This window comes from Noviherbaspirillum aerium, assembly GCF_008929045.1.
GTDB classification, from domain to species: domain Bacteria; phylum Pseudomonadota; class Gammaproteobacteria; order Burkholderiales; family Burkholderiaceae_D; genus Noviherbaspirillum; species Noviherbaspirillum aerium.
Genome location: NZ_VFAH01000006.1, coordinates 107,461 through 133,939, shown reverse-complemented (window position 1 = coordinate 133,939; position 26,479 = coordinate 107,461). Strand labels below are relative to the sequence as shown.

Here is a 26,479-nt window from a genome sequence, read left to right as displayed (position 1 = left end):
GTCGTTATGCTGCTTGAGCGCTTAAGTTATTTGTTGTCGCATGCCGGCAAAGGGATGCAGCCTGACCACACGCGACAGCTATCAGGCATGTTCCGCATTCATGCGGTTGCGGCCTGATGCCCGCCGCCATGCCGCCGAAGGCATCAGACGGCGCAATACCTTTCCTGGATTTCGGGATCGGCGAGCAGGCTGGCGGCGCTGGCGGCATGGACGACCGCTCCCTGATCGATTATGTAAGCCCGGTCGGCAATACGCAGCGCGGCTTCGACATTCTGCTCAACCAGAAGGATCGTCTTGCCTGACTGTTTCAGCTTCAGGAACAGTTCGAACATTTCGTCTACCAGCACCGGCATGATGCCTTCGGATGGTTCGTCCAGGAGAATCATGTCGGGATCGCAAGCCACCGCTCTCGCAATCGCCAGCATTTGCTGTTCGCCGCCCGACATGGTGACGGCAATCTGGTTGAGGCGTTCCTTCAGCCTGGGAAACGTCGCCGCAATTTCCTCGACGACCTGCTTTTCCTGCTGGCGGCGTTTCGAAGCAATGATGCCCAGCCGGATGTTTTCCAGTACGGTCAATCCCGGAACGATGCGTCTTTCCTCAGGCACGTAAGCCAAACCCAGGTGGAAGCGTTGATGAGCCGGCTGGGTCAGCAGTTCGGTGCCATTGAAGATGATCTTGCCTTTCGCCTTCGGCAGCAGGCCCATAATGCTCTTGATGGTCGTCGTTTTCCCCGCGCCGTTGCGGCCCAGCAGGGACACCAGCTCACCGCGCTTAACCTCGAGGTCAATGCCTTGCAGTATATGGCTCGTGCCGTACCACGCGTTCAGGTTCTGGATCGATAACATGTCGTCCTCCGTCAATGTCAGTGCTGCCCGAGATACACTCGTTTTACTTCGTCGTTGGCCCGGATGTCCTCGGGTTTGCCAACGGCGAGCAGCTCGCCGTGGTGAAGAACCACGATCCGGTCGCTGATTCCCATCACCATTTTCATCTTGTGTTCCACGAGGATGACGGTTCGTTCGCTCGCAAGCTCAACGATCAGATTCATCATGGAGCGTGTTTCCTCGGGACTCATGCCTGCGGTAGGCTCGTCCATGAGCAGCAGCTTCGGGTCGGCAGCAAGCGCGATGGCAATCTCCAGCGCGCGCTGTTGTCCATGCGCGAGTTCGCGCGATGGGCGGTTGGCCAATGCGCCAAGACCAACCTTGCTGAGCAAGGCATAAGCTTCGTCGGCAAGCTTCAGGGTTTCACGATTCTTCCAGAAGTTCAGACGCGACACTCTCGCCTGCAGGGCAATCCGGACATTCTCCAGAACGCTAAAGTTGGGAAAGATGTTTGTAATCTGGAACGATTTCGCAATGCCGATATGGGCAAAGTCATGCTGTTTTTTTCCCGCCAGGTCTTGTCCATCGAAGACGACCCTTCCTTCCGAGGGCGGAAAGGCGCCCGAAAGAACATTGAAGTATGTGCTTTTCCCCGCACCGTTGGGGCCAATGATGGAAGTCAGCTTGCCGCGCTCGAAGCCGACGGAAACATTCTTGAGCGCCGTAAATCCGCCGAAACGGCGGGTCACTGCTTCAGTTTGAATCAGGATCTCAGCGGACATGGCATTTCTCCAGAATGGTGCCCCAGACTCCTTTGGGGAAGAAGAGGACGAAAATGATGAAGATGGCGCCGACATACAGTTGCCAGTGCTCGGTCCAGATCGAGAAGACATCCTGGATCAGGAAAAACAGCGCGGCGCCGACAAAGGGTCCGAAGAACGTTCCCATTCCGCCCAGCAGGCAGATCATGACCACCAGTCCTGAAGTTTCGTAATGCAATGTCTCGATCGGCACGCTGGACAGATGGATCGCGTTCAATGCGCCGGCGAGGCCGGATATCGCGCCTGACAGTACGAACGTGACCAGTTTCGTCGCTTCGACATTGAACCCGCAGGCGCGTGTCCTTGCCTCATTTTCCCTGACCGCTTCAATGACGCCGCCAAGGGGAGAGGCGAGCACTTTTGAGACGATCCATAATGCAAGGACAACAAAGGCCGCCAGGAAGTAGTATTTGATTGCCGGATTCAGCAGATCGAACGACCATGGTCCTAGGTGAACGTTCGCCAGATTCACGCCCCGCAGACCATTTTCTCCACCCGAAAGCGGGAACTGATACACCAGGAAATAAACGCATTGGGAGAGGGCGAGCGTCACCATGGCGAAGTAAATGCCGCGGGTACGTATCGCGAGCATGCCCATGGCAAGCGCGACAACGGCCGCCCCGACGATCGATGCCGGAATGGCGATCCACCAGGGAAACTGGAAGTGCGCAATGAGGATGCCGGTGGTGTACGCGCCGATGCCGAGAAAAGCCGCGTGTCCGAACGAGAGCATGCCCATGTACCCGAACAGCAGGTTGAAGCCGAACGCATACAAGCCATAGATCAGGACGCTGATGGCCACCGACTGGTTGGGCGCCAACCACGGGAACGCCATGAGTACCAGGACAATGGCCGCGATCTTGTGGGACGCGATCATGCGGAGGGGTTTGAGGCCGCGCACCGGCGGCACGAAAGCGGAGACGGAAGAGGGAGTATTCATGGCGGTTAACTCATCAAGCCGGCGCGGCCGAACAGGCCTTGGGGGCGGACTAAAAGGATGATCGCCATAATGACGAACATCGACACTTTTGCTGCCTCGGGGAAGAGCAGCACGGACAAGCTTTCAACAACCCCGATCAACAGGCCGGCAATGACTGCTCCCACCAGGGAACCCATGCCACCGACGACCGTCACCACAAACGCGATGATGAGCACACTGCCGCCCATCTCGGGAGTAATCCCCTGCATCGGCGCAGAAAGGAATCCGGCAAGCCCGGCGATGGCAGTACCCAGGCCAAAGACAATCAGCCATACCTTGCCTACGTCGACCCCCAGGATGCGGACAATCTGGGGATCGCGAGCGCCTGCCCGGATGATGAGACCGAACGAGGTCTTCTCGATGAAAAGCCAGAGCCCGGCCAGTACCAGCGCCGTCACGCCAATGACGAACAGGCGATACGCAGGGAATTGCCCGATGACGATGTCGACCGAGTTCTGCAGAAGTTCAGGCGTATCCACCGGCAGTCCCTGTTTCCCGAAGGTGATCCTGACCAGTTCGACCATGACGTAAGCCAGGCCGAAGGTCAGCAGCAGCGGGTAGTCGATGCCTCGACCGTACAAGGGGCGGATCAGAAAACGTTCAGCCACGATTCCGATCAGTGACACGATAACCGGTACGACGACCAGGCATAGCCAGAAGTTGGGAATGTACTGAAAAACGGTGTAGCCGGCGTAGGCGCCAACCATGAAAAATGCGCCATGTGCGAAGTTGACGACTGTCAGCATTCCGAAGATTAGCGACAGTCCCACCGCCAGCAGCACGTAAATCGCGCCGAGGGCGAGGCCGGTGAAAAGCTGCACGGCGAACAGCTGAAATGTGATGCCATCCATGAGTTGTCTCCTCTGTTGGATTGCTATGTGTGCACCGAGCGACCATGGCGACCATGGCGGCCGGTGCCCCTGGCCTTTTACACGTGGCCCAGTTCCGCGCAGCTGCGCAGCAGCTTTTCGTCGCCGGGGACGGTCTTCAGTACATTGAACACATCCGCCGGGTTGCGGCCATCGCTCTTCTTGGACTCGATGATCAGAACGGACTGGACTGACTGGTGATCGCACTTGCGGTAGTACTGAGGCCCCTTATAGGTGTCGTACTTGAGCGCGGCAAGGCTATCGACCACCTTTTCCGTATCGGTCGTGCCTGCCGTCTTCACCGCTGTCAGCAGGGAACGCACCGCGGAGTAAGCCATGGAACCGTAGTCCGAGGGATAGACGCCGCCATTGAGTGCCTTGTAGCGGTCATTGAATGTCTTTGCGCTGGGGATTTTGTCTTCGATTCCCCAGAAGTAGGACGTTCCGCCGATGACGCCGTCGTACGCAGCCGGACCGGTCGCCATGCGCGAGGTATAGGTCAGGATCGGCGTGACGAATTTCATCGACTTCTTCATGCCGAACTCCGACGCCTGTTTGATTGAAACCTGGTTATCGCGGCCGAAGTTGTTGAAGATCAGGATGTCCGGCTTGAGGGCCTGCAGGCGCGGAAGGAAAGTGGAATAGTCGACGGCGCCGAGGGGGTGCTTGATTTCCCCAACGACCTCCGCGCCGACTTCCTTGGCAACACGAGTAAATCCGCGGGTCATTTCATGGCCATAGGCATAGTCGGCGGTGAGGAATGCAATGCGCATTCCTTTCTTGAAGACGTGATTGCCGACGGCCGCGGTCGTCATCGTGGGGTTGAGGGCCTCGTGAAAGGTGTAGCGCGAGAAATCGGCCGCTTCATTGATGGCGTCGGACTGACTGATCGATATGTAGAGCACCTTGCGCTGCTTGGTGACATTATTCATTGCCAGCTGCGTCGCCGCCGACAGCCCGCCGACGATGAAGTTGACCTTGTCTTTTTCAATCAGCTCGAGCGCCTTCGCTGCGGCTTCACCGGGATTCAATCTGTCATCCCGGACGACCAGTTCGGCGCGCCGCCCGTTAAGGCCGCCAGCGTCATTGAACTCCTTGACGGCCAGCTCGGCATTCTTGACCTGGTCCTTTGCTTCCGCGCCATAGGCACCGGTCAAGGGTACCGGCAAGCCAATGCGGATAGGTTCACCCTGCGCATGCGCGGTCAAGGAAACGGAAAACATCATGGAAAGAAAGAAGCTTTTTTGCTTCCAGGTTGAAATGCTCTGCATAGTGCCTCCAAGAAGTTGGCTTCCCTTGATCGGGTGGTGGAATGTTTTTAATTATCGTGTGATAAATATAGGTCGCTCCAGTTAGTTTGTCAAGCGATAAATAAGAGCCTATACTAGGGGTCAAACACAGGATGGTCAACAGACGATGAAATCAACAGCACAGCGCAAACCAATGCCGAAGACGTCCGACCTCGGCGACCCCGCACCCGCAGCCAAAGGAAAGCGCCTGGCACCGGAAGAGCGGGAACAGCAGATTGTCGAAAAGGCAATCAAGTACTTCGCCACGCACGGCTTTTCAGGCGGCACGCGGGAACTGGCCAAGGAAATAGGCATAACCCAGCCATTGCTCTACCGATATTTTCCCAACAAGGAGGCACTGGTGGACCGAGTCTTCCAGGAGGTGTATCTGGCACGCTGGAACCCCGATTGGGAAGACTGGTTGAAGGACCGTTCGCAGCCGCTTAAAGATCGAATGAAGCGTTATTACAAGGATTATGCGAGATTTATTCTGCGAAGTGAATGGATTCGCATCTTCATCTTCGCGGGCCTTACACGCGAAGGCATCAACCAGCGTTACCTGACGCGGCTGCGCGAACGTATCTTCGATCTGGTCCTTCAGGAACTGCATCACGAGTACAAGCTTGCGCCGCCAACTCCCGCTCAATATGAAGACGAGATAGAACTGGTTTGGGGCATGCATGCCAGCATCTTTTACGTTGGTATGCGGAAATGGGTGTATGGACTTCCCGTGCCAAGGGATGTCGACCATATGGTCGAACAAAAGGTACATGCGTTCCTGGAAGGAGCGCCTAACGTCATGCGTGCCATGCGATGCGATCCAGCGGGCTAGGCCTGGGTTTGCATCTTATTGAATAACCGCGGCGCATTCGCGGTTATTTTTTGCCTTGCAATTGATCGACTGATCAATTATATTTCGGATATCCACTTTGAGGAGACAACATGGGCATTCGTAAATTAGGGCATTACTCCATTCGCACTCCGGACCTGGAAGCTTCCCGGCGCTTCTACACAAGCATTCTCGGGTTCAAGGAGGGCTTCCGGCCACCTTTCAAATTTCCCGGGATCTGGCTGTACAAGGGAGAGGATGAAGCCGACTTTGGCGTGGTCCACATCATCGGCATTGATCGGAGCAATCCCCAAGGCCTGAAGGACTACCTTGGAGACAAGTCGGAATCGGACCTGGTCGGCACCGGCGTAGTAGACCATGTTGCCTTTCTCGCCGACGGCCTTGCCGACATGCGTGTGCGGCTACGCGATGCGGATCTTCCATTTACCGAGAGAATTGTTCCATCCCTTGGCTTGTACCAGGTGTTCGTCAAGGATCCAAGCAATGTAACCATTGAACTCAACTATCCGGCGGAAGAAGCAAAAGCACTGGGATTGAGCTAACGAATCGGAGGAAGACATGAAACGCGCAATTGTGATCGGCGGCTCGCTGGGCGGCCTGCTGGCAGCAAATTTACTGGACCGGGCTGGATGGGATGTCAATGTGTATGAAAGGGTGGGGGAGGAGCTGGCCGAGCGCGGCGCCGGTGTGGTGACCCATGCTGAAATGGATTCCGCATTTCGCCGGATCGGCGTAGCCGTCGACGAATCCCTCGGTGTCGCCGTCCCCGGGCGTATTACCCTCGACAGCACTGGCCGCATCATCGGGGAATACCATCATCCCCAGATACTGACGGCTTGGGGCCGCCTGTATAGCCTGCTGAAGCAGGCATTCCCGTGTCACCGGTATCATGCCGGCAAGCAGCTGGTCAACACGGTTCAGTCCGACGGCCAGGTCACAGCATTATTTTCCGACGGCACCTATGCTACCGGTGATCTGCTGATTGGTGCCGATGGCATACGGTCCACGGTGCGCAAGCAGTACCAGGAAGATGTAAAGCCGGAATATGCCGGGTATGTTGCCTGGCGCGGCCTTGTCGAAGAAGCTGATCTGTCCCCGCAGACGCATGCCACACTGTTCAACCGGTTCAGCTTTTGCCTGCCTCCGCATGAGCAGATTCTCGGCTATCCCGTGGCGGGCCCCCAGAATACGCTGGAGCCCGGAAAACGCCGCTATAACTTTGTATGGTACAGGCCTGCGGACGAAGCCGAATTGCAAAGGCTGCTCACGGACGATGTCGGCAAAGTCCACGAGAATGGCATTCCTCCTCCTTGCATCAGCAAAAAGGTCATGCAGGAAATCCGCGAGGTCGCGGAATCCCGTCTGGCCCCGCAGTTCGCAGAAGTCATTGCCCGCACACCGCAACCCTTTTTCCAGCCCATCTATGATCTGGAATGCCTGGCAATGGCATTCGGGCGGGTTGCGCTGCTGGGCGATTCCGCCTTTGTGGCGCGCCCCCATTGCGGCATGGGCGTGACGAAGGCGGCGGGCGACGCCATGGCGCTTGTGGACCAGATCACGCAATGGGGGATCGATGAAGGACTGCGCCGCTTCAATGATGAACGCGTTGAATTCGGAACGAAGATCGTCGCCCACGCCAGGCATCTGGGTGCATACATGCAGGCACAGTTGCAGACAGAGCTGCAGAGGGAAATGGCGGAGCGCTACCGGACTCCGGACGCTGTAATGACCGAAACCGCAGTGGCTCCCGAGTTCGCGCTGCATTGATCTCTGGGCGGACAAGCCTCCCGCTTGTCCGCGCAACCGACGCAGGTACAGCCCTTGTGCTTCACCGGTATGGCTTCACCACTGGTCAGGTCGCGGCAAGCAGGCGCGAAACCGCATTGATGAGATCATCGCGCGGCACGGGTTTCCTGAGAATTTCGGTCAAGCGACTATCCTCTGTGGCTGCCATTGCCGGATCGCCGAAGTGGCCGCTGACCAGGAGCACAGGAATTGCCGGTCTAATCTTTCGGATTTCCGCAGCCAGCGTCGAGCCGGACATGTGTGGCATCCGTTCATCGCTCAGAAGCATGCTGTAACGGCCTGGATTATCCTGGAATGCTTTCAATGCCGCCTTCCCGGATGTGCAAACATGCGGCACGAAGCCAACCTCGTCGAGAATTTCTGCGGATAACTGCGCCAGCGCTTCTTCGTCATCGACGATCAATATGTGCTCGCGTTGGCCGATGACCTGGCTTGGCAAGCCCGGGCATCGACTGTTCTCGTCGCTTATCGCGGTTGCGGCTGTTTCCGCCGAGCCCCGGGCGCATGGCAGGCGCACAATGAAGAGGGTGCCCTCGCCAGGCGTGCTGTTCACATCGATTGTGCCGCCGAGGTCCGCTACCATCGCGTGCACCAGCGTGAGCCCCAGTCCGGTACCGACCCCCACTTCCTTCGTCGTAAAGAAGGGATCGAAAATCCGGGTCAGGATGCCGGCGCTGATGCCAATGCCGGTATCCTGCACCCTCAGGACAATATACTTGCCGCTGTTTAATGTTCCGGTCGTGGTAGGTCGCTTTGCGCTCACCAGCTCGGTAGAGAGCGATATCTGAAGCGTTCCTCCTTCGGGCATCGCATGTACCGCATTGGTAAGCAGGTTGATGACGATTTGATGAATTTGCGTAGGATCACTGTGAACGGGCGGCAAGGCGCTGGCGATCCGGATTTCCATGTTTATGCCCGGGGGCAAAGTCGGATTCAAGATGCCGAGCGTCTCTTGCAGCACCTTGTCCACGGAGACGTTGCTGCGTTCGGCGCCACCACTGCGGCTGAACGCAAGAATGCGGCTCACCAGTTCCTTGCCACGCTTTCCCGCCTTGATGATGCTGTTGATATCCCTGAGCTGCCGTGCATCCTTTGTCGCTCCGCGCAGCGCCATCTCGCCGTATCCCAGTACGGCGCCGAGGATATTATTGAAATCGTGGGCAATGCCGCCGGCTAGAGTCCCGAGCGCTTCCAATCGCCGGGATTGTTCAAGAGACGCTTCGGTCCGCTTCTGCATGTCGATATCGCTGACCGAGCCCGCCAACCTGGTTGGTTCTCCATTGAGGTCTCGCACACATTGACCACGCACGCGTATCCACTTGACCTCTCCGGTCAAGTTCAGAACACGGAGTTCATGGTCGTACACGAGGGTCTTCCCCGCAAGATAGGCTTCAAGCTCCTGTCCGAGGACGTCGGCGTCGTTCGGGTGCACGCGTACGGTCTGTCTCCAGTGGCTCAGACGCCGCTCCGTCTCGGTGGCTTCGAGGCCAAAGATACATTGCGCCCTGTTTGACATGAACATGGTGTCGCGCTTTATATCCCAGTCCCAGATGCCGTCAGTCGACGCTGCCACAGCCAGGGCGAAGCGTTCCTGGGACGCCTTGAGCGCTTCCTCGGCTTGCTTCTGCTTCGTGACGTCGGTGGAAATGCCGCTGGCGCGCAAGGTATGGGTTACGGGGTTATGCACGAACACGCCGCGCTCGAAGATCCACGAAAACGTCCCGTCAGGATGCAACAGACGATAGTTGATATCGTAGCGGCTGTTTATATTCATCGAAACGGCGTGCTCGAACACACTCGATACGCGCTGCGCGTCATCGGGGTGAATCCTGTCGATCCACAGCCGGGAATCCTTGTAAAGATCCTCGACCTTGTGACCCCACAACCTTTCAAAGCTTGGGCTGACGTAGAGCACGCGCTCCGGGCCGAACTCGGTAACCCAGATCACGTCCGGCGTAGTTTCCGCCATCAGGCGGAAACGCTCCTCGCTTTCCTTGAGCGCCGCATCAATGTAGTCGCGTTCCAGGGCAACCGCAGCAAGCTGTATCAGTTGGTCCAGATAGATTCTCTGATCTCCACTGAAGTCATGAAGCACCGTTGCATGCAGATTGAAGCTGCCAAGGACCAAGCCCGCCGAGGAAACAATCGGCACGATGCAAATCGTGCGCAAGCCGTGCAACGAAGCATTCTGCACGTAGGACTGCCACTGCGCGCTGCCGCTTACGTCGCCATGCGAGGAGCTGAACCCCGGGTTATGCTGCGATGCCGGGTCGAAGACAGTGTTGGGAACGTGCCGGTCGGCCTGGCGCAGAAATTCCGGCGGAAGCGTAGGCGCTGCCCCGAATTCCAGTGCGCTTCCATCCAATGTCGGCAGCATCACCGCGCAGGAGGTACCGGCTATCGTATCGTTCACTATGCGACAAAGAAGATCCAGCGTTTCGCGCAGAGGACCGCCACGGGCAATACGTTCGAGGAGCAGTTTTTCGCCTGCAAGCATTTCCTCGGCCCGTTTGAAGTCGTCAATATCGATGTTCTGACCGTACCACTTGACCAGGTTTCCCTGATCGTCCCGATGTGGATACGCTCGAACGAGAAACCATCGGTACGCGCCGTCCCAGCGTCGGAGGCGCGCCTTCGCTTCACCGGCAGTGCCGGCTGCGACAACCCGCTGCCAGGTCGACGCCAGGTTATCGATATCTGCGGGATGGTAAGCGTCGCGCCACCCGAAACCGCATGAATCCTCAAGACTCATGCCTGTGTACTCGAGCCACCGCAAGTTATGGAAATCGACCTCGCCACCGGGCAAAGCAGTCCAAAGCAGGCCCGGGAAACAGTCGGTGGCGGCACGGAACGCATCTTCGCCAGAAGCGGCGCCACCCACATTTGTGTTTGGATCGGTTTCCTGCGCTTGCTTCCCGGGGGGATTAGCTTTCGCATTTGTCGGCATTTGATTCATGCCGTCATATTAAGGATAGCAAACAGGCAGGGCAAGCGCCTGAAGCCAATCTTGACCGCCTGAAAATGTCATCTGAAACATTGTTGTTGCGGCACCCGTTTTATACGCGCGCCGACCAACGTCGTTAGGCAGGTCTGAATTCCGCTCGTCGAAGACGACGGCGGCAGTAAACAACGACGCCCGCGGCGGAACTGGAACAGGTGGCACTTGTCTTTTTGGCTAATGTTGACGAATTATCGTAGTTTCTATTCTTCAAACTGGTCAATGATGCCTGCATGTCTGCTGATGTAGGACATGTGACCGGCAGCTATGGTTAACTGTTGCCGCACTGATGAGTCGCCCGCAAAATGAAAGACCGGGTGACTTCCCTGGTTCGGCAGCCCTGGAGAGAAATCATGACGCATGATCATGCTCCCCGGGGCTTGTGCTATGCATATCAGTTGCTCAGCTCGACGACTTCACCATTAGCCATAGCCCTGGCGAGTTCCTCGCGTACCTGCTCGCGTGACTTCGAGGTACCGCTGATCCGAACGACCGGATACTCATGGTCGAGCACGCGCAAAGCACCGGTCTCACGGGCTTGTGCCAGTTCCGCTTGCACCTCGCGGCGCGACTTGGCTGACGTGGCGGAGGGGATCGCCGGATAGGCGCTCTCACTGATGTGCAGCGAGCCGCTCGCACGAGCCTGGAGCAATTCAGCCTGTACTTCGGCACGGGATTTCGTGGATACGAAGCCGGCGCCAGGTTGAGCGTATTCCTGAGCGAAAACGGAACCTGCAACAGCGAAAGTGGCGATGGCGGCAAACAGATTGGTAGCTTTCATTTTATTTTTTCCTAAGTATGTAATGGCGGGATTGATTGGTGCTTCTCTGGGTTGCGATGACTTGTTTCTCATCGATGAAGCTATTGTATTAACCGGCCGGATTAAGATAAATCGCCTGTCGTTGCAAACACTGTGCAGCACGAACGTACAATGCCGGTGGAACGCTCAGCGCATCAAGGGTGGCGGTGGAAGGATAGTCAGTGAGTGATGCAAAGCGCCATCTGCCCGGGAAGGACATCGGTTCTAATCTCACGCATGTCGACGCGACGCCTTGCCTTGGTTACCGGGGAAATGGATCAACGTAAAGCGGTCCGCCGCGTTATGTTGCAGCTTTGACGGAGCCGTTTGGCATAGCGATCACTTCCAACAAGATTGGCCGAAGAAGCCATGAGCCGCGACGGAACGAGGCGGCCGTACACCCCATGCAATCCGCTCCGGGCTTCCCGGGGTACGCCCGGTCATCTGCATCGACATGACACTCGGTCTGTCGAATATCCTCAAGCGCTCGCCGCATAATGATTATTTGCCGAAGACACTTTGGGCCTTTGCTCTTAGCATTGCGCAGCGGAGCGGAACATGCCGCTTCCTGCGCGGCAATATCATCGATGTTATTCCAGCATACGGTGGATCAAATCAGCCTGGCAGACCTGAGGTGGCGTTGAATGCAGGCATGCCATGCTTTGCAAGCAATTGAGTAAATCTTGCTTCTCCACACCCTCGCAACGCGACTTGCTTTACTTAATAGTTCGATGAATTGCGAGGCGTCATGCGATACTCAGATACCCGCCCCTGAGTTACACTTCTTTACCCTTGATACAGCTACTTTGCGGCAAGCATGGGCAGTGGCGCTTACGCTTTCCATATCTGCAGCATGATTCATCAAGAGGTGTTCGATGTACAAGAAAGACCAGGAGGCGGATTCCGACAATACCGTATGGTGTGCCAATACATCCTGCGGCCGGCCTTATCGTGCGGTCAAACTTGTTCCAACCATTTCCACCCCCGAAAATCTCGGAAAAGTATTTTGCCCGCATTGCGGGTGCTCGACGGAAGCGGATAGACGCTTTGTCTGGTTCGGATTGCGCTGTTAGAACACTCTCTTCCTAGCCAGACCGACCTTAATGAATAGTTCGCCAGCGACACTGCAGCATACGGAAACGGAGTGCTCGCGACAGCCTCGTCTTGCGCTTGTTCATGGTATGAATGAACCGTTGCCACCATGAAAATGCCGCATGCCTTTCTCGGCATGCGCCTTGAGGCCGACGTCCTCAATACCTTGGGACTGCAATCTTTCTCGCATTGCGCCTGGTTAACATGCCTGCCGTTATTGAACGAATATCAACGCAACGGCGAACTTTTTAAGTGCTGACTCATCAACAAGTAAGCAGTGCATCCAGTCTGCGCAGAGGGGGTACGACCCCGGCAATCGTTCTACCTTGGGTCTTCAGAGTAGGTTCTGAGTAATCAAAGCGATGTTACGGAGAAAAACATGGTCAACAGATTAGCGACAGTAGCTGCATTGGCGGTAGGCGGCTATCTTCTTTCCAAGCAATTCAAGAAAACGCGCGGTTCCGGCATGAGTTCCTCGACGACAGCGTCGATCGAAGTCAATGTGCCTGTCAGCACCGCTTATAACCAGTTCACCCAGTTTGAAGATTTCCCGAAGTTCATGGATAGCGTGCATGAAGTCCGGCAGATTGATGACACCCACCTTCACTGGCGTGCTTCGGTGGCCGGCAAGGAAGAGGAGTGGGATTCCGAGATCACCGAGCAGATCCCCGACAAGCGGATCGCCTGGCGCAGCATTACCGGCGTTCCCAATGCCGGTGTCGTGACCTTCCACAAGATCAATGAAAGCACCACCCGCATCATGCTGCAGATGGACTACGAGCCGCAAAGCATCGACGAGCAGGTCGGCGATACCCTCGGCCTGGTGAAGATGCAGACCCAGGGCAACCTGAAGCGCTTCAAGCAGTTGCTCGAAGACCGTGGCGGGGAAACCGGCGCCTGGCGCGGTTCGGTCACGCAGCACTGAGCGGCAACCGGGCGTGCAAGACGCTCAGCGTCCCTGGCGTCCTCTGATCGTTTCTGTTGTTCTCTGGCTTGAGGACTATGGTTGCTTGATGCCATGGTCCTTGCAATGCTGCAAAGGGAGGCCCCGGCCGTGACCGGTTGAGGCCTCCTGTTCGGCCCCTTCCGGCCGATCGTTCCTGCGCTTCCCCATCCCTTTTCATTCTTTCCTGGTCCATGCAGCTGAAAGCCGCGGTTCCAATCCGCTGCATTGTCCTGCTCGCGCCTGTCGACGTGGCGACGAAGCATTCCACCTGCCTTTCCCTCCTTCCGCTGACGCGAACGCGCTGACGGCAAACCCGAGACATGGTCAAGCCAGCGCGGACCGGCGATCGGTTTGCGCGTAAAATCTCCCGCCGGAAAGCCCCCATATGGCTGGAAAAAATGGAAAGACTGTCAACAAACGCATTCGATGGCGACCAGCCGTTCATGCTGGTGAGCGAACGCCTGATCCTGAGGCAATGGCAAAGGCGCGACCTTGAACCGTTTGCGGCGATGAATGCCGATCCCCAGGTGATGGAGCATTTCCCCGCGCCGCTCGATACGCAGCAGAGCAATGCCTTGGCCGGACGCCTGTGCCAGCTCATCGCGCGCGACGGCTGGGGTTTCTGGGCGGTCGAAACGCGCAGCCATGCCGAGTTCATCGGTTTCGTCGGCTTGCGCAATATAAGCGATACGAGCGATGCGATGCGCGCCATGCCTTTCGGCTCCGGTATTGAAATCGGCTGGCGGCTGGCGCATGCGCACTGGGGAAAGGGCTATGCGACCGAAGCGGCTGGGCGGGCGCTTCGCTTCGGCTTCGAAGAACTGGCCCTGCCGGAAATCGTCTCCTTCACCGCCTTGCCCAATCTGCCTTCGCAGGCCGTGATGCGCAAGCTGGGCATGCGCCGCGACCCGCGCGACTTCGATCACCCCGGCGTGCCTGAGGGACATGCTTTGCGCCGGCATTGCCTGTACCGCCTTGCCCGCAGCATTTGGCAGGAATGGCATGCATAGCGGGGCAGACCGGCAAGCAGGCGTGTCATGGTATTGCCGGCGGCTGCAGCCATGCTGCTGCCATGGGGCCGCGCCCGTTCATTCGTCGGGGCAGGACATGGCTTGGCCATGTCGCGTCGTCATGCCTTATTCCAGCGGCAATCTGCCTCGGCCTTGACTTTGACTTTGACTTTGACTTCGACTAAGTCGGTCAGGGCGAAAACCCTCTAGCGTGCCCGACAAGCCGACGATTCAAACCTACCGGCCGCCGAAAGACTTCGGCAAGATCGATTTTCATCGTCTTCGATCCCGAGCGCTTCAAGAAGCAGGGAGAAAAACAGGAACGGTTCAGGAAACGGCCGCCTGCTGCGGCGTGCCCTCGATCGAATAGCCGCTGGCGGTCCATGCGTCGATACCGCCGTGCAGCAGCCGCACCCGGCGGTATCCCCGTTTCATCAGTTCCCTGGCCACGATGGCCGCGGATGCCTCGTTGGGGCAGGCGCAATAGACAATGACTTCATCCAGCTCGGGATCGGCGCCCTGCGGCAGGCCCGACGAGAAGTCATGCGCCACCGCCAGCGCGCCCGGAATGCGTCCGTCCTTCTGCGCACCGGCAGGCCGCACGTCGATGATGGTCGGACGGCCGCCTTCCTCCAGCAGGCGATACAGTTCTTCCGGGGAAATGCGCGCCATGCGCAGCGTCTTGAGAAACAGCCTGCGCTGCCACCACTTGGTGGCCACGAAAGCGGCCAGCGCGCATCCGATCAGCAGCAATCCTATCGTGCCCAGCTGCTCGAGCACGCTCAGCAGGTCTTCCACCGTGGAGCTGAACAGGCCGCCGATGAGAATGGCCGATCCGGCCCACAGCGCAGCGCCCAGCATGTCGAAAAACAGGAAGCTGCCGCTCCTCGCGCCCGTCGCGCCGGCCATGGCGCTCGCCACCGAGCCGAAGCCGGGAATGAACTTCGCCACCAGCAGCGAAGGCGCTCCCCATCTGGCGAAAATGCTTTCCGTCTGCCGCACGCAGGTATCCACCGACAGCGACATGCGGCACAGCAGCGACAGGATGCGGCGGCCATGGCGACGTCCGGCGAGATACCAGCCGGCATCCGCAATGACGGCGCCGAGTACCGCGACGGCCAGCAGCAGCGCCGGTGAATAGGCACCCTGGTCGGCCAGCGCTCCCGTCAGCACCAGGGTCGGATAGGCGGGCACCGGCACCCCGGCCTGTTCGATCAGGACATTGAAGAACACGGCGGCGAGGCCGTATTGCTCGATCAGTTGCAGCAGGTGGGACATGATGTGTTCGCTTGGCGGGATGCCATGCATGGTACCGCAGCTTGGACCAGGTTACAGCAGGCGGCATCGTCCGCATGCCGGCAGGTGCGGGGAAAACCGGTCCAAAGGAGGTGAATCACGGTAATTTCCATGCCTGTTGGAACAAAGTTGATCCTGCCTGAACTTTTCCCGCCACCGTTCATCGCATCAGGTATCAACCCCGGTCTCATTATCACGGATACACCATGAACCAACAAGGCGGTGAAGGTCCGCGTTTCCCGACGGCGGCAGGCATTTTCTTCGGCCTGGGCCTCGGCGGTTTCTTCGACGGCATCGTACTGCACCAGATCCTGCAGTGGCACCACATGTTCACCAGCGCCGGCTATCCTCCCGACAGCGTTGCCAACCTGGAATTCAACACCCTGTGGGACGGCCTGTTCCACGCATCGACATATGTGTTCGTCGTGATCGGACTGGTCCTGCTGTGGCGCGCCGCGCATCGCCGGCATCTGTGGTGGTCGGGCCGCATGCTGGTCGGCAGCATGCTGATGGGGTTCGGCATCTTCAATCTGGTCGAAGGCATCGTCAATCACCAGATCCTGCAGATCCATCATGTGAACGAGACCGTGCCGCAGGATCAATGGCTGGCCTGGGATATCGCCTTTCTCGCTTGGGGCGCGGCGATGCTCGCGGGTGGATGGTGGCTGCTGCGCTCGGGACGGCGGCGCACCGAGGCGCGCAAGCCGCACCTGCGGCGGGTGCAGTAACGCTAGCGGGTAATGGTCCTGGCCGCGGCGCCGGACGGCAGGCGCGGTTCAGGCGGGTCGGACGCGTGAATTTCCCTGGTGCGCGTTTACACATGACGTATGAGGGCAAATGACGTCAGTCACCAGATTGACTGCCGCGCATCAGTGATGCATGCCGTCATTCAGTTTTATCGCTGGCGCCGCAATGCAATATGCCTGTCGGCGCAAGTCGAAAAATCATTGAATACCGACCGAAGCAGGCGCTTGACTTCATCAAGCGCAATGGAACCGCGCCGCCAAATCTTCCACTCATGCGGCGTGAATAACCATTGCCTGCCCGCTAGCGTGCGTTCCCGGGAACCAGGCGCAAACAGGCAATCTTCCTGGAAGGCCATCAATGACACGTCGCAGCAGCACGCTTACTCCCCTTTCATCACCCTTATCCTCCCCGCCGGGAGAGCTGACACCGGAACCTCAGCCATCGCCGGCGCAAAGTCATGCATCGCCGCAGCCGGGACCGAGCGTTCCACCGGGTACGGGGCGTGGAAATGCGATGCGGCTCTTGCTCGGCAAAAATCACTCCAAGAGGACCGCAGAACAAGCCGGGCTGTCAACGCCGGGGGCTTCCGGCAGCAGCAGGCCACGCAAGGAGTACAAGGCCGCCGATGCACAAGCTTCAGGGGGCGGCGTAACGGTCTACAGCGATATTAAATGTCACAGCCATGTCGGGACGGCCTTGGACGTTCTGCCCGCTGGGTATCAAAAGGCATCCTATCTGTACGCGTTGCTGGGGCATGCGGAAGCAGCCGTTCGGAACGAAGAGGTAAAGTCTGTAGACGACTTTCTTGAAAAATTTTCCGAGAAAGCAGAGGAAGATAAGGAAACCCAATTGAAGGCTTACGCTAAGCAGCGCAAGGATGCAGGACTGAAAGCCAAAGAGGCCGCCCCGTCTGCCGCTATAGCGGTAAAGTGCAAGGAGGTGCGCCGCATAGATAAGTATCTGGACTCCAGCGAAAGGATCCTGCATTGTCTTGGCAACTTTAAAAACTTTTCAGAATTTGCCAATGGCAAAATGAAGCCTGCCACGGAGTCTGTTTCCCCTCTTCGAGAAGTTACATTTCCTCCATTACCGATACAGAATGCACTGATGTCTGACATGGATATGGATGCGATGCCGTCAGGCATGATGGGTTCGTTCATTGCTGCCGATATGCATCTGGCAATGAAAGACATGGACCCGTACATCTTCATTGACGGCAGCAAGGGATTCGATGCAATGCTGAAGCAGATGAGCGAACTCTATGCCGAAACAGAGCGGCAACCGACCAGACTGAAAAGCGCATTATTGGAATATCGAGCCCATCACTTCCCGCTACCGATGGATCATGTGTTTTCCGAAGAGATGCAGAGACTCAAGGCCACCAAAGCGAGTACTTGGGTTAATAGAAGTGATGCTCAGCTCAGGAGATATCAGCTGTTTCTACCCCTGGTTCCTTATTCTCAAAAAATGAGTGATAAAGAATTTCTTGAATTGAATTCTGAGGAGCAGGTGCAACACGTTTTAACGTTTGAAAAAAAATTCATTAACCACCGCATTGGTAACAACAAGAACATCAGTATGACAAGAAGTTTTCTAAGAAGAACCTTGGAAGGCCAGCCGATGCAGGACTACAAAAAACGACTGGAAATGAAAGGCGAAGCGAGCGAGCCCCGGCTTGCCGACAATCAGGTCAATGTCGTGATCCAGGAAAACGAAAGCAGCGAGGTGCATAGCAGCTGGAGCGTGAACAGGACAAGAACGGTATTTGATGAAAACGTCGAACCGGTGGGAGTCGTGTCGGAACCTCTGCCGCCGATCTTCCAGGAAGAGGCTTACCAGTTCAAGCCGGAGCATAACAAGAGATGGCCATGGGGAGACGTGCACAACTTCGGCCAGGTTCATCCCGCATTCTGCGAACCCGCAGAGCCAACCCGGTGTGCCGGCAATGTCGTCATCGGCAACGTGGCGGTTCACGACATCGATCATTTGTACAAGCTGTACATGGACGGGCTGCCGTTAATCAATATCTCCCTGGCGGAGAAGAATTCCACCGCCCCCCTGCCGAAAAAAATGAGGAAGGATCAGTTCGAGAAAATCGTCAAGGATGGCATCACCGATTATCTGAACGCGGTCAAGAAACACGAAACGCCAGCGTGTTACCAGAATCAGAAGGTCGAACGCCTGCGCGAGGAAAACTGCGAGCCGGACGAAGTCGCCGCGCTGGTGGGAGACGGAACCAATCCGGAATACGGCGTGCTGCTCGAGCAGTATGAGACGGAGAAGCAGCCGCTGGCGGCCTATGGCCGCATCGTAGGCATCTTCTCGGGCATCGAGCTGGATGATGAAGCCAGGGGCATTTATCTGGACAAGCTCGGGGAAGAGATCGGCGAGCGCTACCTGGCGACAAACGGCATAGCGCTGGGAATCGCGGGCGGGGCCGGGAATACGCTGGCGACGCTGGGGTTCGGCAACCAGATGCGGTGCATGAATACGGGAACAAGGAAACAGCAAAGCGGGATAGTCCGAAGCGACGAGAGCAGATGCAATGTCGTCTTTGGAACGGCGCAGGTGGATATCACCGATAAGGATGGCGTTCCCCGCGCCATGAAAGCCGTTTTCGGACTGCAGATCCGCCCGGTGGAGAAGGACAAGCAGCTCAAGGGATACTATGGCCGCGGCTACACCATTGACACTGAAGACACCGCCGGCCCGAGTGGTTCGGTGCAGGTAAAGCAGGAACAGCAGGAACAGGATGAAGATGGCATAGACCTGCTTTAATAAGCAGTTGCGCTCCGTCACGGTGACCGCGCTTCATCCAAGCGCCGCAGGGGGCCTGGACGGTTGCCGGCTGCACGTTCGATGCGAAGCCGGATGGCGCTGATGGTATCGGGAAGCGTCTTGAAATCCCGCATGCTTTCCGCATTGTTTCAGGCGTGCATTTCGATTGCTTTCGAGCTCGTTTCGGACTCCGGTTTTCTCATCCTGATATGAAAGCGCCATGGCAGTCCGGCTACAACTCCATGCGCAGCAATGTCGCCATTGCGCTTTGGGACTGCGCCTTGCCAGTCTCCGGCACCATCGGATCCCATTGCGGGTTATCGACATTGATCAGGCAGCCCACGACAATGCCTTCGGCAACCGCACGCCGTTCCGCGCTCAGCATCTCCGCTTGCCGCTGGGCTACCATGAGCCTCCGGATATTGGCCGGCTCTTTCGGTAGAGGCGTTGCCGAACGCGTTGCCGTTCGCGAGGGCAGCATCGCGTACACCTTGTCCACGGTGGCATGAAACATATTCCTGGCCAGAGACTGCATATGTTCCAGTTCCCGCCGCCTGGCGGGATCGGCGGCAAGGGCGGCGATCACGGCCGGGTCGAATGGAGCAAGCTCCTCTACGATCGTCGCGGACGGCGGCTGATGCGCTTCGTCCACGGCGGCATTGCCCATGGTCTGTGCCGGAAGCGGCGGCTTTCCGGGATCGTCGTCCGGTCCGCCCAGGGCCGGCGGCATGAAGTCGGGCGGCTGCAGCGACTCGGGGATCTCTGGCGGAGCCGCATTCGGCGCATGCAAAGGCGACGATTCCATGCTTCCGGCTGAAAGGTCAACCGTTGGCTGATCCGCGCTGTCGGGAATCCGGGGCGGCTGGGCGTCGAGGTTCATGGTCTGGTCATTCCTTGGACTGGTTTTCCGACGTCGGCGAACGATGTATCTGCCGTTTCATCGCTTGAAGTTTTGCTCCCCGATTGCCGGTGTGGCGGTCGATGCCGGCCGTTTCGATCAATTGTCGAGAATGCCGAGTTTCACCAGTTGGTCCCTGGCGTTGTTGATCTTCCGTGAGTTCTCTGCGACGACGTCCGGAGGGTCGCTCTTGTTTCTATCGGGATGCCATTTGAGCATCGCCTTCCGGTATGCCGTCCTGATTTCGGCCGGCGACGGATTCTTCGCGGGATCCAGTCCTATGGCACTGACTGCATCGTCTATTTCCTTTTTCTTCCTGACCTCGGCCGATTCCCGCCCGGTGCCGCCGGCGCCGGACGCTCCACCGGTATTGCCCGTGTTGCCTGTGTGACCGGTATTACCAGTATTACCAGTATTACCAGTATTACCAGTATTACCAGTGTTGCCAGTGTTGCCAGTGTGACCGGTATTGCCGCCATGTGCGTGCGGACGGAACACCTGGGTGTGGGACTGGCCCGTCTTGTGGTCGTACATCGTGCGCGTGCATGCGCCAAACGGATCCGGGCGGGACCAGGCTGTGACGGAGGTATGTGCACCGGTCCTGCCATCGATGCTCTCGTGCCACATCTGCCTTGCCTTGCAATCGTAGACCTGGCGCTGCTGCACGCCGTTCCTGAGAACGAACGGCGAGGAGCAGAGATGCTTGCCGGTCCTGGAATTCATGACCTCGTGCCAGGTTTCGCCGTTTTCCCTGATCGTGGCGCGCGAAACGTCACCGGTGGGGCTCGGAGGGGACCATGGGAAGGTAAAAGAGATGCGGCCGGTTTGGGGATTGAAATGCTCGGCCCATTGCTTGCCTGTCTTGTCTTGCAAGGACCTTGTCCGTATTCCGCTGCCGTCCGGAGCAGACCACGGGGTGGCTTTCCCCGACATTCCAGTGCGCGGATTGAAGAATTCTCCCTGGTGGAGGCCGGTCGCATTGTCGCGCACCGTACGCCAATGTACGCCTCGGGCGTCGGGCGCCGACCATCCTGTCAAGGGAGTAAACCGGTTGGCAGCCGCAGCAGGCCCTGGCGCTCTTGCGCTACCCGCTCCGCTGGCGGTTCCGCTTCCCGCTGTCCGGGCTCCGGCTTGCGCGCCCATCTTCTGGCGCATGTCGGATTCGAACGAACGCATGCGGGCGCCGGCGAAATTCGTGGCCGCATGGATGTCCGACATCGGGAAAGCACTGGCTTTCGAGGCGAGGTTTTCCGGCTTGAAGCTGGAAAATGTATTGTTCAGTTTCGAGGCGCCTGGCTGGCTCGGGCCTGGCGCAGCGCCTTGGGTCTTCGCCTCGCCTGCCACTTTCGAGGCTCCGAAGTGATTGACTCCCGGGTTGAATCGAACATTCATGTTTTTCTATCTTTAAGTACCAGACGAACTTGGACGACATGATGCTGTTGAGTCGCTGTGGGGCGGCCAACAGACCCGCTACGACGCGTCGCCGCGCGTGGCATTCGGCCGGTTTCCAGGTTTGCCTGATCCCTGCACTGACCTGCAAACCTTTCTATCGATCCGGCCTGAAAAATGGTCCATTTTCGGGCCGGATCTTAAAGCAAGCGCGCAGAAATCTTTTAGCTAAACCCCGTGCATGTGTACTTCCTTCGTCCTGCCGCCCGCGGGAGAAAGTGGGAAATACGCCATGCGTCAGATAACTTTTGCTGCCCTGTCTATATCAGTGGCCGGAGAAAAATTAAGGTTCCCGGCGTTGCGAGCCAGCCGGCATATATCTTGGATTCAGGCCTACTTGTCAGTGTCAGGCGGATTGTTTCCCGAACCCTTCTTTATTTCATTGAAGGTCTTTTCCAACAAGGGTTTCAATTTTTCGGATCGTTGTTCCATCGACCGCAACGCCTGCCGACCGGGGGCGACCCGAGGCTGTTGATCAGCAGGAGGAAGGTCGTTCGTCCGGGGTTGCGGCTTGAGCCCTGCACTGCGAGCCGCTATCCGGCTGTCTATTTCACCGTTCCGGCACCGCTCAAGCATTTCCAGCGCGTTGCGCGCTATCGACCCGGGTGCTTCATGTCGCGCAAGCAGTTCTTGCGCGCGGCGCTGGACGGCGCACGCATTCCTGATTTCCTGCCGGCTCGCCGTTTTATCCATCGGCTCGTCCATGGCCAGCCAGTGATAAACCGAGTTGAATTCGTGCAGATAGACTTTCAGTGCTTCTTCGGAATTACTGAGTTGTTGAACGAGACCTTCCGATTTTTCCTGCCAGCCACTTGCCTTGCCATTGTCGATGAGCGCCCGGGTATTCACCTGGTCCGATTCCCCGAGCGATTGCAGTGCATCAGCAACTGCATCGAAGACACCGCCATACCGTTCGAGCAGCTTTGCCGACTTCTCGATGGCCTCGTTGCGCAGCGGCCGGGCCAGCGGCTTCCAGAATTCGGGTATCTGCAGGCATTCCGCCAGCGCGGGTTCATCGATGCTTGCCTCTTTCAGTTCGGTATACCGGGCGAGCTGCGGATTGCGCTGGAAATCCAGAACCTTTTCGCGCAGCGGCATGGGCATATCACTGATGACATCCATGGGCTGCTTTCGCACAGGCTGCCGTTCCGACTCCATCGCCGCCTCTTCGGACATTGACCTGCCCTCAGACTGTTCCTGCGGGGGCGTCGTTTTTTTCGCTCTTTCGTATTCCATGACGCGGGCGATCGTCTTTACCGCTGCTTCTTCATCGACCTCGTCTTTCAGGAACGGATGATCGAGCGCCTGCGCGGCCGTTGGCCGGTGCTTCGGATTCTTCTCGAGCATCCATTGCACGAAGTCCAGGTATTCGGATCGGATTTCATTGGCCCTGATAACTTTGAAGCCGCCGCGTGTATCGAACTGGTAAAGCGTGCCGCGGGCCGGGCCAGCCTTGGGGGCAATCCAGTCTACCTTGAGAGAGCGAGGTCTGCCACGGAGCAGATTGATCCTGTCTCCGAGCATGTCGCTGAACTTCCTGAGACGCTGTCTTGGAATCCTCCGGTCCCAACCCTCGAACATCTCGATGGTCATGCCGCCGATGCAGAACACATCGGTCGTCTCGTTCACTCCTTTCCGGTAGTCCTTTGACATGTAGTCTTCCGTTCCAACCATCATCCTTGAGCCGAAGCTGCCGGCAACATTGAAGTCCATCAAGACAGGAGTTCCATTCTCGGCAACCCGGATATTGGGAGGTTTGAAATCATTGTGCACGACGCCGGCCTTCGACAGATGCTGGCTGCCTTCCAGGCTCTTCTTGAGATAGAACTTGGACACATTGATGAATTCCGTGAAGGATATGCTGCCGGTCTCCATGCAATCGCGCAGCGCATGAATGAAATCCTCGCCATCCATTCCCGGCACATGATCCATCAGGAGCACCCGTTCCGGCTCGCCGTTGATTTCGACGTGTGCAATGCCATAGACATTGCACACGTTGGGATGCGGTCCGGCCAATGTGTACACCTTGTTGTAGGCATCCAGTTCCATCTGCAGCCAGTCGATCGCTTGATGCATCGGATGAATGACTTTCCCTGCAAGCTTGCTGCCGTTGGCTGTAGTGAAGCCGACTACCGAGCCAAATCCGCCCGTTCCGAGTTCTTCGCCGGTTGCCTGCAGGCCTTTCCAGTCCAGCCCCCGCTTCTGGAGCACAGGTCCGCTTTCATTTGTCCATTCGACGCCCCCGGCCTCGGGCGGCGTCGGATACCAGTTGTTACTCATGCCGCGTTGCGCCAGCGTATTGTCGAGGCCGCCAGTCAGCCTCTTCTTCACATCTTTTATCGTTTTGTACAGTTGGCTTCTGGGGACTTTAAATTCGGGTCGCAGAAGATAGTCTGCGACGCCGTCGTCTCGCAGGGCTTTATGAAGCGTCGCTTCGCCGGCCTTGACGATGTCCTCGCATTCCTTCTTCAGGTCTCCCTTCACTTTGGAGGCTAGCGCGCTGGTTATCGTATCCGGTAGCTGCTGCAATCGCCGGTCGATATGCGCGTGGATGGATTGGGTAATGTCCTTCTCGCCAGCACTGATCACGACGGCTGCGTGTTCAAGGACGTTCTCCATTCGGTCCTTGTCGCATATCTGCGTGTGCGGTCTTGCGGAAAGATTCCGGATAAGGAATTCGATCTTCAAAGGCGTCGCAGAGGAAACGCCAATGTCGTCCGTTGAGGTTCGCGTGGAGGGCGGTTTTAGCGGTGCAGGAGCGGCTGGAGCCGCCTGCTGATTTTTTTCTTTCTTTCCCGCTCTATGCGCGGCCAGACCGGTCATCAGCTTTTGCGTCCATCCTGGTTTGAGCGACTTCTGCAAGGGTCCCGCCGGAGTGCCTGGAGAATCCGCCGGCCGGATCACTGACGACGGCTGCGCAGCCCTGCCGGCGTCTACTTCATGAGTGGGTTGAGGGATCAAGGCGCGAAGTGAGAATCGGATACCCATGACTGTCTCGCAGAGGTGGTGAAGTCGAGCTGCTTCCTTGCCCTTGTCGGGGCAGGGCGCTCTACGGGGTAGCTTGTTCCGGCGGTGGAACAATCCCGGCATTGCATTGCTTGCATGAAGCGGCCCGTTATGTTCAGTGGTTCAGGAGCCAATACGGTTCCGGGCCATTTCGTTGCGGCGCTCCGCGCGGTCCCGCTGGCCCGCCTCGTTCCCGCCATTGGCGGTTGTTGCCCGGCAATGCGTACGTTTCCGGGCTTGATATCGTTGTGAATGAAATCTCCCGTCTGCAAATACTGGATGCCGCCAAGGGTCGACGCCAGATAGAACTTCGTTGCATTCACAAAATCCGCATGGGAGATTTTTCCGGTCTCCATGCACTTGCGCATGGCGTCGATGAAATTCGTGCCATCCATGCCGCGTACATCATCCATCAGCAGCACGCGTTCCGGCTTGCCGGCGACTTCGACCTCGGCGATGCCATAGACATTGCACAGGTTGGGATGCGGGCCGATCTGCTCATACACTGTCCTGTAGGCGTGCAATTCCCTTTCCAGCAAATGCATCGACCGAAGATCCGGCTTGATGATCTTGCCCGCGAGCCTGTGGCCGCTGGCGGTGACAAAGCCCTGAACCTGGGCAGTGCCGCCCACGCCGAGTCTTTCACCGGTCGCGGACAAGCGGTCCTGGCTGCGGACGGTCGGCGGGAGCGGCGCCGGGATCAATGGCTCGGGTTGATTGCGAAAAGAAAGGAAGCTTGATTGACATGATGTCTCGCCTGAAGTGTGGGACCTGGCACCTCCCGTGTTGGCCAAGCTGCTGCGCGGCTCTGATCCGCGCCTGCGGTGCTCGCTCGGCGTATCGCCGGTACGCGTGCGTGCCCGCTCCGCGACACTTGTCGCGCACAGCCTAGCGCCTGAGTTTCTTGCCGGTTCTTTCAGCTCTACCGGCTGGAACATGGAACAGGCATGGACATTGAAATACATGCAAGAAGCGGAACCTGCAGATGAGTGGCTTGATCCCGGATAAGGTTCCGCGGCCACCGCTTTTTCACCACGCGTTCTGATGCGCAATGCGTGACAAGCGCATCGAGATGACTCCATTCCGGCCTTCTTGATTTTCCGTGCCGCCAATCCGTGCTGCCGGAACCCGCCATGCATTGCCGGTACATATGGAAAGAAGCCGAACATGATGGAATCTGTCCGAGAACTTGTTGCGCGGCTCGAGGCGGTTACCGCGGTGCCGCGCGCCACAGGTTTCTCCTATCAATCCCAAGCCATGCCATGACATTGCGCCTCTTTTCGCCTGCCGGCGTTGTCCTCGTCATCCATCGCCCTGCTATGGACTCCTGTTATGCCGCCCCGGCATCGCCGGTCGAAAACATCCGGCGATTTCATCCGGGATGTGATGAATCGGGACGGTTATCAGGCATGCGCGCGCTTTTCCCGTCCGGCTCAAGGCCTTCCTTGCCGAAGCGGAGTTTGGGCACGTCGATGGAAGTGCCGCCACAAACACGTCTTTAACCAGCGAAGATAATGGACATGAGCATATTCATATGGAGTCGCAACGATAATGCCGGCGTACAGGTGACAGTGGAGGCGGATGCCAGGAAAGGGCGGACTGTCATGCGTGTCGGGCCGGATACCTATACCAGCCTGGATGCGCTGGCCGCGGCATTCCCGGAGCTGCGCGATGAGCAGCTCCGGGACACTTACTGCGAACTCTGCACGCAGTTCCATGGCGAGGGACGTTACCAGCGGATCGAGAATCCGGACGCCTTTCGCGAAACCTATCGCGCATTGCTGGCGCACCGGGAAACAGGTGACGGATCGCCGCCGGCGGCCGCTGATCTTGCTCCGTTCGACCTCACCGAAATCGCCGCACCCAGAATCAGCGGCGACACGCTTGTGTTCTACGTGAAGGATATCCGTTTCGGCAGACCCTACCGCGTTGAAGCGCCCTGGTCCGGCAAAGCCAGCGCTCCGGTAAGTTTCTCGCTTCTTCCGCTCTCCGAGTGAGCGCAATCCACGGGTTCCCGCA

Annotated in this window: 22 protein-coding genes; 10 read left to right on the top strand and 12 right to left on the bottom strand. The window is 57.8% G+C overall.

The window, feature by feature from the left end:
* Positions 1-143: 143 nt before the first annotated feature.
* The 5 genes from FH061_RS11305 to FH061_RS11285 all read right to left on the bottom strand — a co-directional run bounded on the left by FH061_RS11305 (position 144) and on the right by FH061_RS11285 (position 4,767).
* Complete coding sequence (locus FH061_RS11305) at positions 144-848, bottom strand: ABC transporter ATP-binding protein (RefSeq protein WP_151635933.1); 705 nt, start codon at positions 846-848, stop codon at positions 144-146.
* Between the two features lie 17 nt (positions 849-865).
* Complete coding sequence (locus tag FH061_RS11300; protein ID WP_225984606.1) at positions 866-1,684, bottom strand: ABC transporter ATP-binding protein; 819 nt, start codon at positions 1,682-1,684, stop codon at positions 866-868.
* A complete protein-coding gene (locus FH061_RS11295) occupies positions 1,599-2,588 on the bottom strand; it encodes a branched-chain amino acid ABC transporter permease (RefSeq protein WP_151635932.1) in 990 nt (329 codons plus the stop codon). Before FH061_RS11295 ends, FH061_RS11300 begins: the two co-directional genes overlap by 86 nt.
* Before the next feature lie 5 nt (positions 2,589-2,593).
* Entirely contained in the window at positions 2,594-3,478 is an 885-nt protein-coding gene (locus tag FH061_RS11290) for a branched-chain amino acid ABC transporter permease (RefSeq protein ID WP_151635931.1), read from the bottom strand.
* 77 nt (positions 3,479-3,555) lie between these two features.
* Positions 3,556-4,767: an ABC transporter substrate-binding protein gene (locus tag FH061_RS11285; RefSeq protein ID WP_151635930.1), complete on the bottom strand. Its 1,212-nt coding sequence runs from the start codon at positions 4,765-4,767 to the stop codon at positions 3,556-3,558.
* 145 nt (positions 4,768-4,912) lie between these two features.
* On the opposite strand from FH061_RS11285, the gene FH061_RS11280 reads away from it, so the two are divergent.
* From FH061_RS11280 to FH061_RS11270, 3 genes are all read left to right on the top strand, one after another.
* Positions 4,913-5,617: a TetR/AcrR family transcriptional regulator gene (locus FH061_RS11280; protein ID WP_151635929.1), complete on the top strand. Its 705-nt coding sequence runs from the start codon at positions 4,913-4,915 to the stop codon at positions 5,615-5,617.
* A gap of 110 nt (positions 5,618-5,727) precedes the next feature.
* A complete protein-coding gene (locus tag FH061_RS11275; protein ID WP_151635928.1) occupies positions 5,728-6,177 on the top strand; it encodes a VOC family protein in 450 nt (149 codons plus the stop codon).
* Positions 6,178-6,193: 16 nt separating this feature from the next.
* Positions 6,194-7,402, top strand: coding sequence for an FAD binding domain-containing protein (locus tag FH061_RS11270; protein WP_151635927.1), 1,209 nt, complete (start codon positions 6,194-6,196; stop codon positions 7,400-7,402).
* Positions 7,403-7,487: 85 nt separating this feature from the next.
* On the opposite strand, the gene FH061_RS11265 is transcribed toward FH061_RS11270, so the two are convergent.
* Both FH061_RS11265 and FH061_RS11260 read right to left on the bottom strand, forming a co-directional pair.
* Entirely contained in the window at positions 7,488-10,397 is a 2,910-nt protein-coding gene (locus FH061_RS11265; RefSeq protein WP_151635926.1) for a hybrid sensor histidine kinase/response regulator, read from the bottom strand.
* Between the two features lie 436 nt (positions 10,398-10,833).
* Entirely contained in the window at positions 10,834-11,220 is a 387-nt protein-coding gene (locus FH061_RS11260) for a DUF4148 domain-containing protein (protein WP_192805016.1), read from the bottom strand.
* A gap of 472 nt (positions 11,221-11,692) precedes the next feature.
* On the opposite strand from FH061_RS11260, the gene FH061_RS11255 reads away from it, so the two are divergent.
* The 3 genes from FH061_RS11255 to FH061_RS11245 all read left to right on the top strand — a co-directional run bounded on the left by FH061_RS11255 (position 11,693) and on the right by FH061_RS11245 (position 14,286).
* Positions 11,693-11,914: a hypothetical protein gene (locus FH061_RS11255; protein ID WP_151635924.1), complete on the top strand. Its 222-nt coding sequence runs from the start codon at positions 11,693-11,695 to the stop codon at positions 11,912-11,914.
* A 795-nt stretch (positions 11,915-12,709) separates the two neighbouring features.
* Positions 12,710-13,255 carry an SRPBCC family protein gene (locus FH061_RS11250; RefSeq protein ID WP_151635923.1) on the top strand — a complete coding sequence of 182 codons (546 nt, stop codon included), beginning with the start codon at positions 12,710-12,712 and terminating at the stop codon, positions 13,253-13,255.
* Between the two features lie 419 nt (positions 13,256-13,674).
* Entirely contained in the window at positions 13,675-14,286 is a 612-nt protein-coding gene (locus FH061_RS11245) for a GNAT family N-acetyltransferase (RefSeq protein WP_225984605.1), read from the top strand.
* 327 nt (positions 14,287-14,613) lie between these two features.
* On the opposite strand, the gene FH061_RS11240 is transcribed toward FH061_RS11245, so the two are convergent.
* Complete coding sequence (locus tag FH061_RS11240; protein WP_151635922.1) at positions 14,614-15,564, bottom strand: rhodanese-like domain-containing protein; 951 nt, start codon at positions 15,562-15,564, stop codon at positions 14,614-14,616.
* Between the two features lie 224 nt (positions 15,565-15,788).
* Here FH061_RS11240 and FH061_RS11235 point away from each other — a divergent pair, with 224 nt between their 5' ends.
* Both FH061_RS11235 and FH061_RS11230 read left to right on the top strand, forming a co-directional pair.
* Positions 15,789-16,310: a DUF2243 domain-containing protein gene (locus FH061_RS11235; protein WP_151635921.1), complete on the top strand. Its 522-nt coding sequence runs from the start codon at positions 15,789-15,791 to the stop codon at positions 16,308-16,310.
* Positions 16,311-16,842: 532 nt separating this feature from the next.
* The gene (locus FH061_RS11230) at positions 16,843-19,107 is read left to right on the top strand and encodes a hypothetical protein (protein ID WP_151635920.1); all 2,265 of its coding nucleotides are present in this window, start codon (positions 16,843-16,845) and stop codon (positions 19,105-19,107) included.
* Between the two features lie 232 nt (positions 19,108-19,339).
* Here FH061_RS11230 and FH061_RS11225 read toward each other — a convergent pair whose 3' ends face one another.
* From FH061_RS11225 to FH061_RS30405, 4 genes are all read right to left on the bottom strand, one after another.
* A complete protein-coding gene (locus tag FH061_RS11225) occupies positions 19,340-19,987 on the bottom strand; it encodes a hypothetical protein (RefSeq protein WP_151635919.1) in 648 nt (215 codons plus the stop codon).
* A 117-nt stretch (positions 19,988-20,104) separates the two neighbouring features.
* Positions 20,105-21,397 carry a J domain-containing protein gene (locus tag FH061_RS11220; protein WP_151635918.1) on the bottom strand — a complete coding sequence of 431 codons (1,293 nt, stop codon included), beginning with the start codon at positions 21,395-21,397 and terminating at the stop codon, positions 20,105-20,107.
* A 390-nt stretch (positions 21,398-21,787) separates the two neighbouring features.
* Positions 21,788-24,316, bottom strand: coding sequence for a protein kinase domain-containing protein (locus tag FH061_RS11215; RefSeq protein ID WP_192805015.1), 2,529 nt, complete (start codon positions 24,314-24,316; stop codon positions 21,788-21,790).
* Between the two features lie 95 nt (positions 24,317-24,411).
* Entirely contained in the window at positions 24,412-25,119 is a 708-nt protein-coding gene (locus FH061_RS30405; protein ID WP_192805014.1) for a protein kinase family protein, read from the bottom strand.
* A gap of 124 nt (positions 25,120-25,243) precedes the next feature.
* Between FH061_RS30405 and FH061_RS30400 the strand changes: the two genes are divergently transcribed.
* Positions 25,244-25,468 carry a hypothetical protein gene (locus tag FH061_RS30400; RefSeq protein WP_192805013.1) on the top strand — a complete coding sequence of 75 codons (225 nt, stop codon included), beginning with the start codon at positions 25,244-25,246 and terminating at the stop codon, positions 25,466-25,468.
* 512 nt (positions 25,469-25,980) lie between these two features.
* Positions 25,981-26,457: a hypothetical protein gene (locus FH061_RS11205; protein ID WP_151635915.1), complete on the top strand. Its 477-nt coding sequence runs from the start codon at positions 25,981-25,983 to the stop codon at positions 26,455-26,457.
* Positions 26,458-26,479: the final 22 nt, after the last annotated feature.